Origin of the sequence: Granulicatella sp. zg-84 (assembly GCF_010892375.1) — a bacterium.
Lineage (GTDB): Bacteria > Bacillota > Bacilli > Lactobacillales > Aerococcaceae > WM01.
Genome location: NZ_WNJX01000002.1, coordinates 1 through 16299, shown reverse-complemented (window position 1 = coordinate 16299; position 16299 = coordinate 1). Strand labels below are relative to the sequence as shown.

The following is a 16299-nucleotide window of genomic DNA, read 5'->3' as shown; positions in this document are numbered from 1 at the left end:
AACATAAATATAAACAAGCAAAAAGAATAAAATGGTAGACAATTCTTTTAAACAAAAAATTAGAAGTAGTAGTATTTTTACTAGATGTACTTTGTACCGAATAGTACGCACTTCAATAAAACGTATCGGGAGAAAAAAATACTTTACCAAAAAATTGTGTTGGGACAAAAACTCCAACACAATTTTTATATATTTATCTGTTTTTTACGTTCTCGTAGTTCTTTAAAAAACCGCTGTAAAAGAGCCTTACACTCTTCTTCTAGTATGCCACTTTCCACCTCGGCTTGATGATTAAACCGACTATCTTGAACTAAATTCATAAAAGTACCGCATGTTCCTGCTTTTGGATCAAAAGCACCAAAGGTTACTTTTTTTAGTCTTGATAAAATAATGGCACCACTGCACATTGGACACGGTTCTAAAGTAACAAATAACTCACACTCTTCTAAACGCCAATTCCCTAAGTGCGCATTTGCTTGACGTATCGCTTTTATTTCTGCATGAAGTGTCGCATCTTGTTCCTTTTCTCGTAAGTTGTATCCTCTACCAATGACCTCACCTTTATACACAACAACAGCACCGATAGGTACTTCATCTAAATCATACGCTTTTTGAGCTTCTTTCAAGGCTTCTCTCATAAAATATTCTTTTTCGGTCATTAGTGTTTCTCCCGATAAAAGTTACCATAAAATTGTTCGGTACTCATCACATTGATAATCGCTTTTGGATCTGAATTTAAAATACCTTTTGTAATTTCTTTTAATTCGTAAGAAGAAATAACGGTATATAAAATATAAATTTTCCGATGCGTATAACCACCAACACCCTCTATACACGACATGCCATGCTTATAGTTCTCAAAATAATAATCCATAATTTTCTCGGGAGTTTCTGTTGTGATTTGTAATGTCAACTGTTCATAACGATGGTGGAAATTTTCCAATGTTTTCGTCGCAACAAATTGGAATAAAATAGAAAAGCCTGCTTGTTCCCAACTACTTGTTAAGGCAAAAACAATTAATAAAATGACATTCCCAACAAACACGTACTCCCAAATAGATTTTCCTTTTTTATTCGACACGTATAATGCGATAAAGTCGGTTCCTCCTGTGGAGCCGTCTGCATATAGTGCTAATGCAATATAAATACCATTCAATGCTCCACCTAATAATACAGCTAACATCACATCGTGCAAGATAGGTTGAAAATGAAAGATACTTAAAAAGAAACTAGATAATACGACTTGAAAAAGAGATAAAAATGCAAATCGTTTACTTAAACCTTTATAACACAAAAATGCAACGACAACATTCAGCACAAGAGAAGAAATATTTAGTGGAATAGGTGTCGGTAAAAACATTTTAGATATATTTTGAATAAGCACAGAAATACCTAAAAAACCACTCGGTAATAAATTAGCGGGTGTTAAAATCGCCTGTAATGTAAACACTTGTAGCAGCGTTGCCGCAGTTAATAAAACGATAGACCTTACATCTTGATAATATTTAAACTTTTTCATTTGCATCTCTTTCTATCCACCTAAAATTTTGTTCAGATTGTTCACATAATGTTTGATATATTTTATCACATGATATTTGTCTATGCCACTTTTCATCATGATTTTTTTTGAATTGTGTAATAAAATCTACGTGCTTTAATTGCTTCATATATCGCGTTCCTACGTTGTTTATCGCCAATACTCGCACACTATCTTGTCGCTCTTGACTTTGTATATTTAGCACAATGTATAAACACAAGCGCTGTACTCTGGCTCTTTTCCAACGCTTATTCATCACCAACTCTACAAAATGCTCATAACTTTCCGCATGATACACGCATTTTTTCAAACGATACTCTATCCCCTCCACCATTTGATACACGCAACGCAATTCCTCTAGTGACTTAGACATAATTATGGTTTGCAGAATAACCCAATATTTATCGTACGCTGTTTTGAGTTGTACTGCATGATTTTGTAACGTGCGATACGATAATTCTGGCACAACACTTATATAGTCCTCATGAGAAAGCACTTTTTGACGAATTGCTGTGCCACTTGCAAAACAAGAATTGCTTTCCACTTGAGTATCATAGTGCTGGGCAGACGTGCGTATAATTGGTAATAACTGCATCGAATAGTCATGCTTTATAATTGCTTTCATATAAGATAGTGCCAACTGATTATTAGGCGTTGATATAAGTGTTGCCATTTCAGTAGGAAATAGTTGCGATAAATACATCAGCACTTGCGTATGATAAGACTGTGTAAAATCCTTTTCTGGTAGATTCATTAATGCTTCAGCAATTTCTTGAAACGCTTGAGATGTTCCACTTTCTACTCCACATGATATAAACTGACACTGTAATTTATGAGCTATTCTCACAGCATTTTCAGCAAAAAAATCTGCAGATTGAACAGCCTCAACTGTTGGTAATTCAACAACCATATCAACCCCATGAGATAAGGCTAATTTTGCTCTATTCCACTTATTTAAAATCGCTAAATCGCCTCTTTGCGTAAAATTCCCACTCATAACAGCAATCATCACGTCAGCTTGACTATGCTCTCTTGCTTGTTGAATATGCCAAGCATGCCCATTATGAAAAGGATTATATTCTGCAATAATCGCACATGCTCTCACACAATTCCTCCTATTTATCAATACTGGCTGTGTGACAAAGGGACACACCCTTTGTCACACAGCCTCCTGATTTATTCATATTGTTTGTCAATCAAATCTTTAACTAAACCATACATATACTCATCGGGTGCAAATTCTCTTAAGTCCTCTACACCTTCTCCAAGACCAACAAATTTAACAGGAATATCTAACTCATGACGAATGGCTAGTACAACGCCACCTTTGGCTGTTCCGTCTAATTTTGTCAATACTAAACCTGTGATATTCGTTGTTTCATTGAACTGTTTCGCTTGAATTAAGGCATTTTGTCCTGTTGTCGCATCTAGGACGAGTAAAACCTCCTGTGCTCCACCTGGGATTTCACGAGAAATAATACGTTTGATTTTTTCCAACTCGTTCATTAAATTTACTTTATTTTGTAAACGTCCTGCCGTATCGACTAATAAATAATCGACATGCTCCTCTTTGGCTTTTTTGATTGCATCAAAAACAACAGACGCAGGATCTCCACCCATATCTCCTTCAACTACGGGAACACCAATACGCTCTCCCCACACACCGATTTGTTCAATCGCACCTGCACGGAACGTATCGCCAGCAGCTAATAGCACTTTATTCCCCTCTTTTTGTAATTTAGAAGCTAATTTACCAATTGTTGTTGTTTTCCCAACTCCATTAACACCCACAAATAAAATAACAGTTAAATCATCTGCACTTTTCGCCAATTTAGATGACACTTGTTCTCCTTTTTCATAAATGGCTACTAAATGTCTGACAATGGCTTTTTTGACAGCTTCTGGATTTTTTGCTTGCCATACAGCTTCGTCTTCACGTAATGCGTCCGTTAAAGCAATCGTCATATCAAAGCCTACGTCAGCCGTTATAAACACTTCTTCCAATTCATCAAAGAAATCTTCATCAACACCTTTAAAGCTAGAAAACAAGTCATTGATACGCTCTGAAAAACTGCGTCTTGTTTTCTCCATTCCCTTATCATATTGCTCAAAAATAATTTTCTTTTCTTCTTGTTGCGTATCTTGTTGAATGAGTGTTTCATCTTCTCCCGTAAACGCACGTTTTATTCGATCAAAAAATCCCATGATTATTCTCCTTTATGCAACACATACAATTCAATGGCTTTTGCCACACCGTCTGCGTCATTTGTATCTGTTATATATTTGGCAGCATTTTTAACATCTTGTGTCGCATTTCCCATTGCAACACCATATCCGGCATACGTCAACATTGCCAAATCATTTTCTTCATCACCACAAGCCAAAACTTCTTCAGCTTTTATATTTAAAAGCTCACATAAACATTTCAGCCCATATCCTTTATCAACGTCTTTAGGCAAAATTTCTAACAAAATTGGACGAGATTTCAATAATGTGTAGTCATTTTTAAAAGTTTCTGGCAATACAGCTATTTTACTATCTAATACATCTTGTGGACAGCAAGACACAACTTTATTAAACATGTGGTCTGCATCAAAACTGTCTATATCTCTATGCTCAAACAACAGATTATTGATAATATCTGGATAAAGCGAACGATTATGTGGTGGATAAATTGGTTCATACACTTTTTCTAAGTCAATAGCATTTATCGGTAATCCTACGGAAAAACACACATCATAAATATGCTCCACATCTGCTTTTGTGTGAGCTTTTTGTGCGAGTATTTCCTCCGTTTCCGTCACTTGCACTAAACCACCGTTAAACGTAATGCAATGGTCATGCTCTGATATCAAATCTAGTTCCTCTAAAAATGCTCGAATACCCATAATTGGTCGGCCTGTGCACAATACAATTTTTATGCCCTGTTCTTTTGCTTGTTTTATCACTTCTTTATTTCTTTGACTAATCGTTTTATCACTTGTTAATAAGGTGCCGTCTAAATCTATTGCTATTAGTTTTATCATTGTCTACCTCCATTTAGAAATCCCTTATATTATAGCAAAAAAAGAGCCTTTGTTCTACTTACTAATCATTTCTCTTATACAACACTGTAAAAACAAAAGCAGCTCGACACCGAGATGCCAACAATAATATGCTATCTACCGTTAGGGGCTTACTTTCTTATTTTATTTTTTGATAAATGATTTCGATGATAATCTAGACTTACTTTTTGCCCCAACAAATAAATCGGGTAGGGAATGCCTAAATCTCACGAAGGCTTATGTTACACGATATGGCATGTCAAAGGGACTATTCTTTCCTATTTCAAAATGATGCAATATAAACGAACAATATTTTTATCTATGTTTTATCTATGCAACGCCTCGTTGACAAAAAGAGAGGCACAAAATACAGCTATGCAACCATTTTGTATGTTACTATACATATAAACAAAAGGAGGGCATTATCATGACAATTCATGAACGCATTTATCGTTTAAGAAAAGAAAAAGGACTTTCACAAGAACAATTAGCCGAGGCATTACACATTTCTCGGCAGGCTGTCTCAAAATGGGAAAGCCAACAAAGTACGCCTGATATTGATAACATTATTTTATTAAGTGATTACTTTCATGTCACAACAGATTATTTATTAACTGGAAAAAATACCACCACACATGTATCCTTATTCAATGCAAAAACAAGCATAATACTGTCAACGATACTCAATACATTAGGTTTTTTCTTATCTATTATTATCTTTCATGCTACACACAGTATATTAAGCCTTATTGCTTTTATTATTTGTACGACTTTAAGTATTTTATTACATCAAATAAGTATCCAACTATTTCATATAACCAAACAGCAACAATATCATTTTTGGAAAATCAATATTTGGCTTGTTAGTTTCACTCCTTTTTCTATATACCTTAGCTCACTAACAGGCGTTGACTTATTTTTACCAATATTTTATGGATATGACTTTTCCCTCTTTGTTTTCTATATTCTATTATGGTTTATCTATATATTATGTTGCTATTGGATATTACGAAAAATCAAAAGAAAAATGGTACAAAATACCCTATAAAAATCTCTTTAATATAAAAAATGGTGAATTAACATTTTAAGTGTCAATCACCATTTTTATATTGATGTAAACATATTTAACAATCTATTGAAAAGCTCTTATTTTTCATCTTAAAACCTACCCCAACCACCAGCGATACCGACTGAACCATCATCAGTGTCTTGTATCTTTTGTAATAATGCCATTTGTTCTTCTGTCAAAATAATCCATTTATCGTATTTTTTCAATCGAATATCTTGCATCAATCGCTGGATAGCCAATCTATCTGCCCACCGCCACAATGCTTACCATTCAACTCGCAAATTGTGCTTTGAATAGCCAACAAAACACTTTGTAGCATTGGTGTTTTATCATTTTCTTTTAAGCTAAGAGATATATTGCAACATCTCTTTTTTCCAAATATCTTCTATATTTTTGAACATAGATTTTCTCCCCGTACTTATTGGTTTATTTTTTCTATGTTTCCAGAAAAAAGAAATTCCTAAAATTAAAAATATACATTCTAATACTTTATACACAACCATTAGAACAATTGATATTGAATAATATACATCAAACATATTCACTATCTTCTTACCTTAATATTTAACTTAAATCGTGCCTTACTCTACTAATAGTAGAGCATTATCTAAAGAAATGTAAACGATACCACTTTTTTCTAGATAATCTTTTTTATACTTATCAAATAATCGTAACTATTTTCCTATTTATAAACATTTTTCAGAAAATTTTTTCTCTTGCATTTCTTTTCAATTCTTGTATAATATGTTGCATGTGATATGTTTTTTATAAGGGAGTAACTGGTACAATTTAAAATTGTGCGATAGTATCAACAACGACAAGCAGGTTTCTGCTGGTGCTATCTTAAACAGTGAGACTTATAGATACAGCTAGCTGTATCTATAAGTCTTTTTCTTTTATCTAAAACAATCTATATGATTTTAGGAGGAAAAATATGACAAAGAAAGATTATTTCTTATTATCACAAGAAGAAGTCTTACAAGATGTAGATAGTTCATTAGCTGGTTTATCTAGCAAAGAGGCAAGCGATCGTCTTGCTAAATATGGCGAGAATATGTTACAAGAAGGAGAAAAACGTTCTTTACTTGCTAAATTTTTAGATCAATTCAAAGATTTCATGATTATTATTTTAATGGCAGCTGCTGTGTTGTCTGTTGTGGTATCTTATGCTGAAGGACATCCAGAGTATCATGATGCGATTATGATAATGATTGTGGTACTTATCAATGCGGTGTTGGGGATTGCTCAAGAAGCAAAAGCCGAAGAAGCTGTAAATGCCTTGAAAAAAATGGCATCTCCTCTTGCACGTGTGATGCGTGACGGGCATACATTATCACTAAAAAGTGAAGAAATTGTCGTTGGAGATATTGTTTTATTAGAAGCAGGTGATGTTGTCCCTGCCGATATGCGTTTATTAGAAGTCAACACATTAAAAATTGAAGAGTCTGCACTAACTGGAGAATCTGTTCCCGTTGAAAAATCATTAGCTATTCCAAATAGTGAGGAGTCTGGTATCGGTGACCGTACAAATATGGCATTTTCAAGTACAAACGTAACGTATGGACGTGGACTTGGTGTTGTTGTAGCAACAGGTATGGATACCGAAGTTGGTAAAATTGCCAATATGCTTGTTTCTGAAAAAGAAAGCAAAACACCACTACAAGAAAATCAAGATCAACTTGGAAAATGGTTGACTATTTTAATTTTAGTGATTGCTGCAATTATTTTTGGTATCGGGCTATCCCAAGGTAGACCTGCCACAGCTATGTTATTAACAGCTATCTCAATCGCTGTTGCTGCAATCCCTGAAGGGTTACCTGCTATTTCAACAATTATTTTAGCTTTAGGTACTCAATCTATGGCAAAACAAAATGCGTTAATTCGTAAATTACCTGCCGTTGAAACATTGGGTGGAACAGAAATTATTTGTTCCGATAAAACAGGAACATTGACACTGAACCAAATGACAGTTGAAAAAGTAGTTTATAACAATACCATTCATAATGCTAGCGAGCCGATTGACTTAGACTTATCTGTATTAAAAGTGATGACACTAGCAAACGACACAAAACTGTCAAAAGAAGGACAACTAATCGGCGATCCAACTGAAACAGCACTTGTACAATTCGCATTGGATAAACAATTAAACCTACAAGAATTTTTAAGTGCTTATCCACGTGTGGCAGAAGTACCATTTGAGTCTGACCGCAAAATGATGTCAACTATTCACCCAGTAAACAATGCATACCTTATCGCAACAAAAGGTGCTCCAGATATTTTATTAACGCGTTGCACACATATTTTAGATAACGGTGCCGTAAGACCAATTACTGACACTGACAAAGATACATTGGCAAGATTAAATCATGAAATGGCGACTCAAGCATTGCGTGTTTTAGCCATGGCATATAAAGAAGTGGACGCTGTGCCAAGTGAATTGACAACTGAATATGTAGAGCAAAACATGGTATTTGCGGGGCTAGTTGGTATGATTGACCCTGAACGTAAAGAAGCTGCTGATGCGATTGCTGTTGCCAAAAAAGCAGGTATTCGCACAATTATGATTACAGGTGACCATAAAGACACAGCTCAAGCTATTGCGAAACGTTTAGGTATTATTGAAGAAAATCAAGAACACGCCGTTTTAACAGGTGCTGAATTAGATGCAATGTCTGATGAAGCATTACGCCAACACGTCGAACAATATTCTGTTTATGCTCGTGTATCTCCAGAACATAAAGTAAGAATTGTGAAAGCATGGCAATCTCACAACAAAGTTGTTGCCATGACAGGTGATGGCGTTAACGATGCTCCGTCTTTAAAAGCTGCCGACATTGGTGTAGGTATGGGTATTACTGGTACGGAAGTATCCAAAGGTGCTTCTGATATGGTTTTAGCTGATGATAATTTCAAAACAATCGTTGCTGCCGTGAAAGAAGGACGGAAAGTCTTTGCAAATATTCAAAAAGCTATTCAATACTTATTGTCTGCAAACTTAGGTGAAGTGATGACATTATTCGTTGCAACAATGCTTGGTTGGACTATTTTAGAACCTATTCATATTTTATGGATTAACTTAGTCACAGACGTATTCCCTGCTATTGCACTAGGATTGGAAGAAACTGAAAAAGGCGTTATGACGATGAAACCTCGTGGAAAAAGCTCTAACTTCCTATCTAACGGTGTTGGACATAGTATTATTTACCAAGGTATTTTAGAATCATTATTTACACTAGGAATTTTCTGGTATGCAAAAGACCACTTTGGTGTTCCAGTTGCCGAAACAATGGCATTCGCAACACTCGGTTTAATCCAATTGTTCCACGCATATAATGTAAAATCTGTTTACCAATCTCTATTTAGTATGAACCCATTCGCAAACAAATGGTTAAACTATGCAACCATCGGTTCTGCAGCAATGTTACTGATTGTAATGATTGTACCAGGTGTAAACACATTCTTTAGTTCTTCAAGCTTAACACTTGCTCAATGGGGTATGGTCGTTGGCGTAGCCTTTGCGATTGTTCCTGTTGTTGAAATTTGTAAAATTGTTTTACGTATTGCACATAAAAAATAATAGATACACCAAAATAGGAGGAACTGCTAGAAGTTCCTTCTATTCTTTTATTTATATTAACAAAAATGCTTAACATCAATGTATCGATGTTAAGCATTTTACTATTTTAAGATAACTAGCTCTCTTACCTTTCACTTAGCAATAAACTTTATTATTTCCTATTTTTGATGCGTGATATGATACTGATTAATCACAAATGCAAGTTGTTCAAAAGTTTCAAGACCAACTCCTGTTGTGTATAGTGCTAAAAGATAAGGTGTTTTTTCATACACAATCGCAACATCATTATGTGCACCACCAAAATCTCCATATTTGTGTGCAATATCCGCATCCGTCACATATTTTTTCAGATATGCACCCGGCATTGCTTTTTTCATATAGGCAATAATATCTGCATACGTATTTTGGTTTTTATACAAATAATTTAGTACTTGTATAAAATAATCACTTGTCGTCAAACTATAATCACTGGAAGCAATGGTTTTAATATCTCCCTCAGCTTGACCATAAACAGCAATATCTTCATATACTTTCGTCACGCCACCTAGTGTATTAAATAAAACAAGTGATGCTACATTACTTGAATTTACAATACTTTCTTCTTGTAATAGTTTAACGTCTACGGATTGTCCATAATTATTGAGGAATCCTCTGTATTCGTCAATACTTTCATAGCATTCGCTACATACGGGCACTTTTTGGTCTAAAGATAAATTACCACTTTTCACTTTGTCGGACACTAACATATTTAATGGCAGTTTATATGTACTTGCTGATTTCATAGGTGCATTTTTGTTCATTGCAATCACATCATCTGAATCAACTGATTTATACGCAAACGACACAAGTTCTTCACTCACATTTTTATCGGCTAAAAATTCTCTAACAATGGTAACCAAATCTTTGTTGACATAATCATATTTAGAAACCAATCCCTCCAGTACTTCCGGTTTATCCGCCACCGTTAGCACTTGGCAACTTTCTTGTCCATACGCTGTCGCACACACACGTTCTTCGCCACTTGACAGTGATTGACTGTTCTTATTATACGTCACTTGAGAAGCATACTTTGGATTTACTTTAAAAATCGTTTGATAATTTTGTCCTTTATAAAATACTCGATTGGCTGCATCTAAGGCAACAATCGTTGATATATCAGGCTTATTGATATTAAATTTGACACGGTATGTTTTTCCCTCATAAACAACATTAACTGTCTGCAATCCCTCTTTTTCAAGCTGGCTCTTATCTATCTCCACTTGTGTGTCTGGTTTGGCATGATCCAAATAAAGTGATGCAGTTAAAGGTAGGTCATCTCCCCAAGTATATGCAAATACATCTTGTTTTGTTGCTGGTAGCAAAAACAACAAATAAATGAGCACAATACTAGTTAACACGATACTCAATGATAAAATTTGATATATTTTCTTCTTTTTAAGCATAAAGTCGCTCCCTTAGTTAAAAATACATTTTTATTATACATATTTTTCAACTAAATGCACAGCTTTTACTATATCGTCCGTTTGAACATTCGGAACAGCAAGACGAAATGTTTCCCTATCGCTCGCTGCAAATGATGCCATTTTTGGTACAGCTGTTTCCATAGTTTCTTCTATGCCTAATTGATGCCATGAATAAATAAAACCATTCTCTTTATAAAACAGAATTAATCGTTGTAATTCCTCTAATTCATTCATTGCTGCTAATTGAACGAGTAGCCCGTAAGACACTTTAACACCGTGCTGTATAGCATGTGTTTCTTTAAATAATGATAAAGCATTATGTACAGCATGTGCTCCAGACATACGCCCATATTCACAAGCAAAACAACCTACAGCAGCTGCCACATTAAAGACTGTATCCACAACACGTTTGAAAGCAGGTGTTACGTCATGATTCTCTAAATTTTTTAACGCTTCAGGTGTATCACGTAATAAAATTTCTTGTGTGACTTTTGCCGCAGCTAATCCTAACGCAACATTCGCCTCCAACGTATCCTCAACATGACGCACAATACTTTCTGCCTCATACCATTTCACAAGCGTGTCACAAACACCACCTTCAAAATACGCTTTTGGAGAATGTGCTAATAATGTTAAATCTACAATACAACAATACGCTGTTCTTGAAAAATAATCCACCATTTTAAACGTTTTATCTGGGTGATATACCGCCGCTACCGGTGTTGTAGGAGCACATGTTCCCACGACTGTTGGTACAGAAATAATGTCACAATTTAAACGTTCTGCAACAATTTTAGCCGTATCACAAACCTTTCCACCACCGATTGCCACAATCACATCAGCATCTTTTGCCAATGCCGCTAGACGCTCACCGTCCTCATGACTAGATGTTTTATCATATTTTAAAACAGGAATACCTTCTAACTTATCCGGTGTAAATGTTAAAAACGCTTCATAAGATTTTTCTCCAGTAACAATATAAGGCTTATCAAATGCTTTTAATTTTTCTGATAAATAAACTAAAGCACCTGCTTCACTAATATATTGTCCTGGGGTACTTCTTGTCACTTGTTCAAATCGCATAATGTCCTCCTATAATTAAAAAAAGATGATAGAATATCGTTATTCTATCATCTTTTCCGATTTTTTTCTATTGCTTTTTACGATAATATAAAACAGAAATAAGCATTATACTTATACCACATATCATAAAGATTTCTACACCGATACCACCCGTTTTTGGAAATTCTCCCGGTTTGAAGTTTTTCACACGAATACCTACAATATTTGAGTTACTCTCTTTTTCAATAAGAACAATATCTTTAAACGTATCTGATACTGTCACATCTCCATTTTGCCCAATCGTAATCATCACAGGCTCGGGTAATTTTTGATAATGTTCTGGTGCTGTTTCTTCGACTAAATAATACACACCCGGTACAAACCCTTTATCTCTATTTGTAAACGTAAATTCTCCCGTTGTCAATGTCGCTTGTTGCCCATTATATGCCGGTGCATTCGCATCTTTACTTTGTTTAATAATAAATCGTGCATTCGCCAATGTCTGATTTGTTTTCGCATCAACTTTTATCACTTTCAACATATAACGTATTGGTGTATTTTTCATCATTAAAGACAGTATATTTTCTTGTTGCTGAACAGTCAATGTATCAGTAACATCTGTCAACACTTCTCTGTTTTGTTCAATCGTAGCAACTTTAACCGTCATGATGCCATTTTGAGCAATACTAATTTTGTATTTAGTATCATCCCTTTGATAACCGATTGGCGCTTGTTTTTCTTGTAAATAATAACTCGTTCCAAGTGCCAACTCTTTAAATGACACCATACCTTGACTATCCGTTTCTTTCGTCGCCACTTCTGTCACGCCGTCTTGTTGATACAGTGTAAATTGAGCATGCTCTAAAAGAACAGATGTATCATCTTTGGATACTTTTGTTAATCGAATTTCTGGCTTATAGTTTTTTACTTTAATAGATACTAAATCATCATGCTCAGAACTATTTCCAAGTACAACAAGATGTGCTTTATTTTCTGGAACACTCAATACACCGTCTGGAGATAGTGTAAACGGAATACTTTCTGATAAAGGCACATATCCATTTGGTGCGAGTAACTCTTTAATATAGTACGTTCCCGAAGACAATTTTCTAATTTGCCCCTCACCAAAGATAAACCCATCTCTTGATAAAGTAGCCACATAATCATTTACACGTTGTCCGTTTTCATCTACAATTTCAAATCTCGAGCCATCAAGACCCGTACCTTCTTCCGTAATCTTTTGCAATTTCACACGATACTCTTTTTTTCTATTTTTCGCTACAATATTTAACACCCGATTATCCATATTCTTCAACACGAATACATCATCGGCATTGTGACTTCCAGCTGTGCCGTCTTCATGTAAAATAACTTCATATTTTTTCGTATTCAATTCATACCCATCTGGAGATGTTATTTCTTGAATGTAATATGTCCCTGGAGATAAATTCTCAAATTGTAGATTACCACGTTCATCTGTTACTTTATCATAGCCAATTTGAGTGGTTTGATCAGATGAAAACAGTCTAAAAATTGCATCTTTTAATACATGCTGTTCATCTGCTACATCATGTTTCATCAGTCGAATATCGAAATGGTCTTTATGATTTTTCATTTTTAATTTTATCGTTTTATTTTCATTGACTAATTCTGATGTAAAGTAAGAATCATCTTGCGATGTATTGCTAATATTTCCTTGACTATCGACATCAAATTCAAATGCTTGTGTATATGGTATATATCCATTTGGTGCACTTTCTTCGGTTAAACGATAATGCCCTTCTTGTAACGCATGAAATATGACTCTTGAGGCGTTGACATCATTTCGTGAAACAACATTATAACCCGTATTTGATTGTAGTCTAAAGATAGCTCCTGTAAGTGCATTTCCCGTTTGACTATCTAGTTTTTCTAACTCAACAGACGTAGATGTTGTATGTGCCTTCACGTTGATAATCTCTTTTAAGTGATTTGCATCATAGGGTTCTCCGTCAACACGAATACTACCATCTTGAGCAACAACCAAGGTATGCATGGTGTCATCAAGCGTATATCCCTCTGGTGCTTCTATTTCTTTAAAATAGTATGTTTTATTTGCTTCTAGTCGATCAAACGTAACCGTCCCTGTATCGTCAGATTCTTCATTTGATAAAATAATTTTTTGATTTGTATGTTGTTCGATTCCATATAAAGCAAACCGTGCAGGTTCTCTAATTGGAACAGTAGTCCCATTTATATTCTCTACTTTTTTAAATTTATATTGATACACATGTATTGGTTCCGCACTCACACGAGTATCATAAAAAAATGGTCTACCTAATACATTATGCACTTCTCCAAAAATACCACCTGAACGTGCATGTGCTAAGTTTACTTGACGGCCTGATGCTTTTTTCTTTGTTTTGACACGAATAACCATTACTTTTCTACTGATTGTACGATGATTAAAAGAAAAATCTAGACGATATAAACTTCTAAATTTATCTGTTCCTCGATAATTATAGTCAACATCTGGGCCATAATAATATTTGTCTTGGGGACTACCTGTAATCGTATATTCTGATTTAGGTACTCTCAAAATAGTATTTGCCATATAGTTTTGCCCATTGCCCGGGTCTGCCATAAATACGTCAATATCTTTATCAAAAGAGCTAGGATTATTCCCATGATATAGTTCAATCCCGTCCCCTAAATGATCTTCTAAATATCTATCTTTAGGAAAATTTCTATTGTCTCCTCTAGCATTAAACAAAACTTCCCACGTAATATAATCTTCCCCTATATCAATAGTATTTTTCCGAATAGTCGGTGCTGTTTCTGAAATTGGATTTGGTTCATAATGCGCTGTCACAATATTGGTTAAATTTTTACTACATGAATCAGTTGCCCCAAAGTGATTTTCAGCTGTGTAGTCAACCTCTTTTGAAATAATAGTTGATTTAGGATGGTCTGGGTCGTAGAAGAACCCTGCTCTAGGCTCTATCCCTGAGAAAACACGCATTCTTCGTTTTTCTTCCAAACTCATTCGTCTACCATTCACATAATAGACACTATTTAACTCAGCATCTGTTTTCTTTTCAGAACCAGATAATTCAAAAAATCCTGTATAATCTTGTGAGGATACACCATTTTCCGTAACCACAAATTTCAACTTATCTTTTGCCACATGATATACATCAACTGCACCGTGTTTACCTTCCGGATCCAATGTCTGCCATCGCTTATTCGAATTAGGCACGTGCTGGATAACGTAGTCATCCGGTAAAGACACCGTGAAATAGTCTCCCGGTTTCGCATTAGCAGGTATTTTGAAATGGAATTGATAAATACCTCCCCAACCTGCTGAATCAGCCGTTGAAAATGAGTTTAATGTTAAATCTGTAATTCTTGTGACACCGTATTCACTACATTGAATATTCGCAACAGGATGTTGTTTTCTTTGTTTATTCACAAAATAATAATCTAACGCTTTATCATCTGAACCACTATATAACAAATAATATCCTGAAGGTGCAAGTTCTTCTACAGAATAATCAATACGCTTTCTTTCTCCATAATTATCTAATTTAAATTTTTGAATATTTTCGACCACTTTTTCTGTTTGATTCGCATTTAACACCTCTGTGCGAATAAGTGTATTGTCAGCACGTATTTCATAACGTGTATCAACTGGTGTAGCACCGTCTTCCCAAGATTTTCTAATTTTCAAATCGACTTTTAGTGCCTCTAAACCGGCTTGTGGAATAGTATGATTTACTTTTTCATTTGTAATATTGGTTAACACTTCTGTTTGAACAATATAACCAGTAGGTATATCGGAAACTGTAAATTGAGTGTCATGAACAGATTTTGTTTCTGTTCTTTCTAAAACATATCCATTATTTGACGGTTTATAATAAAAGACTTTAACACTCGTTACATTTTGTGAAGCATCTGGTGTCATATCAAATGTTTTCGTTTTAGGTGTATTACCATTATTTACAACTGATGATGTCCAACGAATAGATGTATCGGTTATATAATCTCCAGCTGTTACCGTATCTTCAGTTCCACTCGTATTGATAACAGGGCTACTGTCATCATGATGAAATGCTCCAGGTAATAATAGTCTTGCTGTTGACGGTACCTCTAAAACCGTATCTCTATCTAAAACGGTTGTAGTACCTCCATACGTTAAGTCTGCTCCTTTTTTTAATTCAGCAGTTAAAGTCGTATGAAAATCTAAAGCGTAAAAATCTCGAACATCTGTAACTGGTGTTTCAATCGTATAAATATATTCACCATTTTCGATAGTACCCATCCGATGCTCTGTAGAGCACATTAAATCTGCCTGAGTTGTTCCTATTTCATGCTCGTTTAATATCTCTGTATCATCCCTTTTAATAGAGGTAATCACTGGTGCACCTAAACCGGAATCTTTTGGCTCTTCGTCAAATTGTGTTGGTGGAGAGAAATAGTGAGTATGTTGGTAGTGAATGGCATTAACCATTCACTACCTTTTTCACATTCTTTTTCTGCCACTGAGAATGGTGTTGTATGATTAAAAT

11 protein-coding genes are annotated in these 16299 nt (G+C 34.9%); 2 read left to right on the top strand and 9 right to left on the bottom strand.

The features are described 5' to 3' along the window. Positions 1-185: 185 nt before the first annotated feature. The 5 genes from tadA to GMA06_RS00620 form a co-directional block, all read right to left on the bottom strand. A complete protein-coding gene (tadA, locus tag GMA06_RS00640; RefSeq protein ID WP_163561358.1) occupies positions 186-659 on the bottom strand; it encodes a tRNA adenosine(34) deaminase TadA in 474 nt (157 codons plus the stop codon). Then, positions 659-1519: a YitT family protein gene (locus tag GMA06_RS00635; protein WP_205422874.1), complete on the bottom strand. Its 861-nt coding sequence runs from the start codon at positions 1517-1519 to the stop codon at positions 659-661. The genes tadA and GMA06_RS00635 overlap by 1 nt, the downstream gene beginning before the upstream one ends. Next, entirely contained in the window at positions 1506-2642 is a 1137-nt protein-coding gene (locus GMA06_RS00630; RefSeq protein ID WP_163561357.1) for a nucleotidyltransferase family protein, read from the bottom strand. The genes GMA06_RS00635 and GMA06_RS00630 overlap by 14 nt, the downstream gene beginning before the upstream one ends. A 71-nt stretch (positions 2643-2713) precedes the next feature. Then, positions 2714-3742, bottom strand: a complete 1029-nt coding sequence (gene ftsY, locus GMA06_RS00625) for a signal recognition particle-docking protein FtsY (RefSeq protein WP_163561356.1) — start codon at positions 3740-3742, stop codon at positions 2714-2716. A 2-nt stretch (positions 3743-3744) separates the two neighbouring features. Continuing rightward, positions 3745-4563, bottom strand: a complete 819-nt coding sequence (locus GMA06_RS00620) for a Cof-type HAD-IIB family hydrolase (protein WP_163561355.1) — start codon at positions 4561-4563, stop codon at positions 3745-3747. Between the two features lie 445 nt (positions 4564-5008). On the opposite strand from GMA06_RS00620, the gene GMA06_RS00615 reads away from it, so the two are divergent. Then, positions 5009-5629, top strand: a complete 621-nt coding sequence (locus GMA06_RS00615; RefSeq protein ID WP_163561354.1) for a helix-turn-helix transcriptional regulator — start codon at positions 5009-5011, stop codon at positions 5627-5629. A 110-nt stretch (positions 5630-5739) separates the two neighbouring features. On the opposite strand, the gene GMA06_RS00610 is transcribed toward GMA06_RS00615, so the two are convergent. Continuing rightward, entirely contained in the window at positions 5740-5910 is a 171-nt protein-coding gene (locus GMA06_RS00610) for a hypothetical protein (RefSeq protein WP_163561353.1), read from the bottom strand. A gap of 674 nt (positions 5911-6584) precedes the next feature. On the opposite strand from GMA06_RS00610, the gene GMA06_RS00605 reads away from it, so the two are divergent. Further along, positions 6585-9227, top strand: coding sequence for a cation-translocating P-type ATPase (locus GMA06_RS00605; protein ID WP_163561352.1), 2643 nt, complete (start codon positions 6585-6587; stop codon positions 9225-9227). A 158-nt stretch (positions 9228-9385) separates the two neighbouring features. Here the strand turns inward: GMA06_RS00605 and GMA06_RS00600 are convergent, their stop codons facing one another. The 3 genes from GMA06_RS00600 to GMA06_RS00590 all read right to left on the bottom strand — a co-directional run bounded on the left by GMA06_RS00600 (position 9386) and on the right by GMA06_RS00590 (position 16241). Continuing rightward, complete coding sequence (locus GMA06_RS00600) at positions 9386-10669, bottom strand: serine hydrolase (protein ID WP_163561351.1); 1284 nt, start codon at positions 10667-10669, stop codon at positions 9386-9388. Positions 10670-10702: 33 nt separating this feature from the next. Further along, a complete protein-coding gene (locus tag GMA06_RS00595) occupies positions 10703-11773 on the bottom strand; it encodes an iron-containing alcohol dehydrogenase family protein (protein ID WP_163561350.1) in 1071 nt (356 codons plus the stop codon). A 67-nt stretch (positions 11774-11840) separates the two neighbouring features. Continuing rightward, complete coding sequence (locus GMA06_RS00590) at positions 11841-16241, bottom strand: SpaA isopeptide-forming pilin-related protein (protein WP_163561349.1); 4401 nt, start codon at positions 16239-16241, stop codon at positions 11841-11843. Positions 16242-16299: the final 58 nt, after the last annotated feature.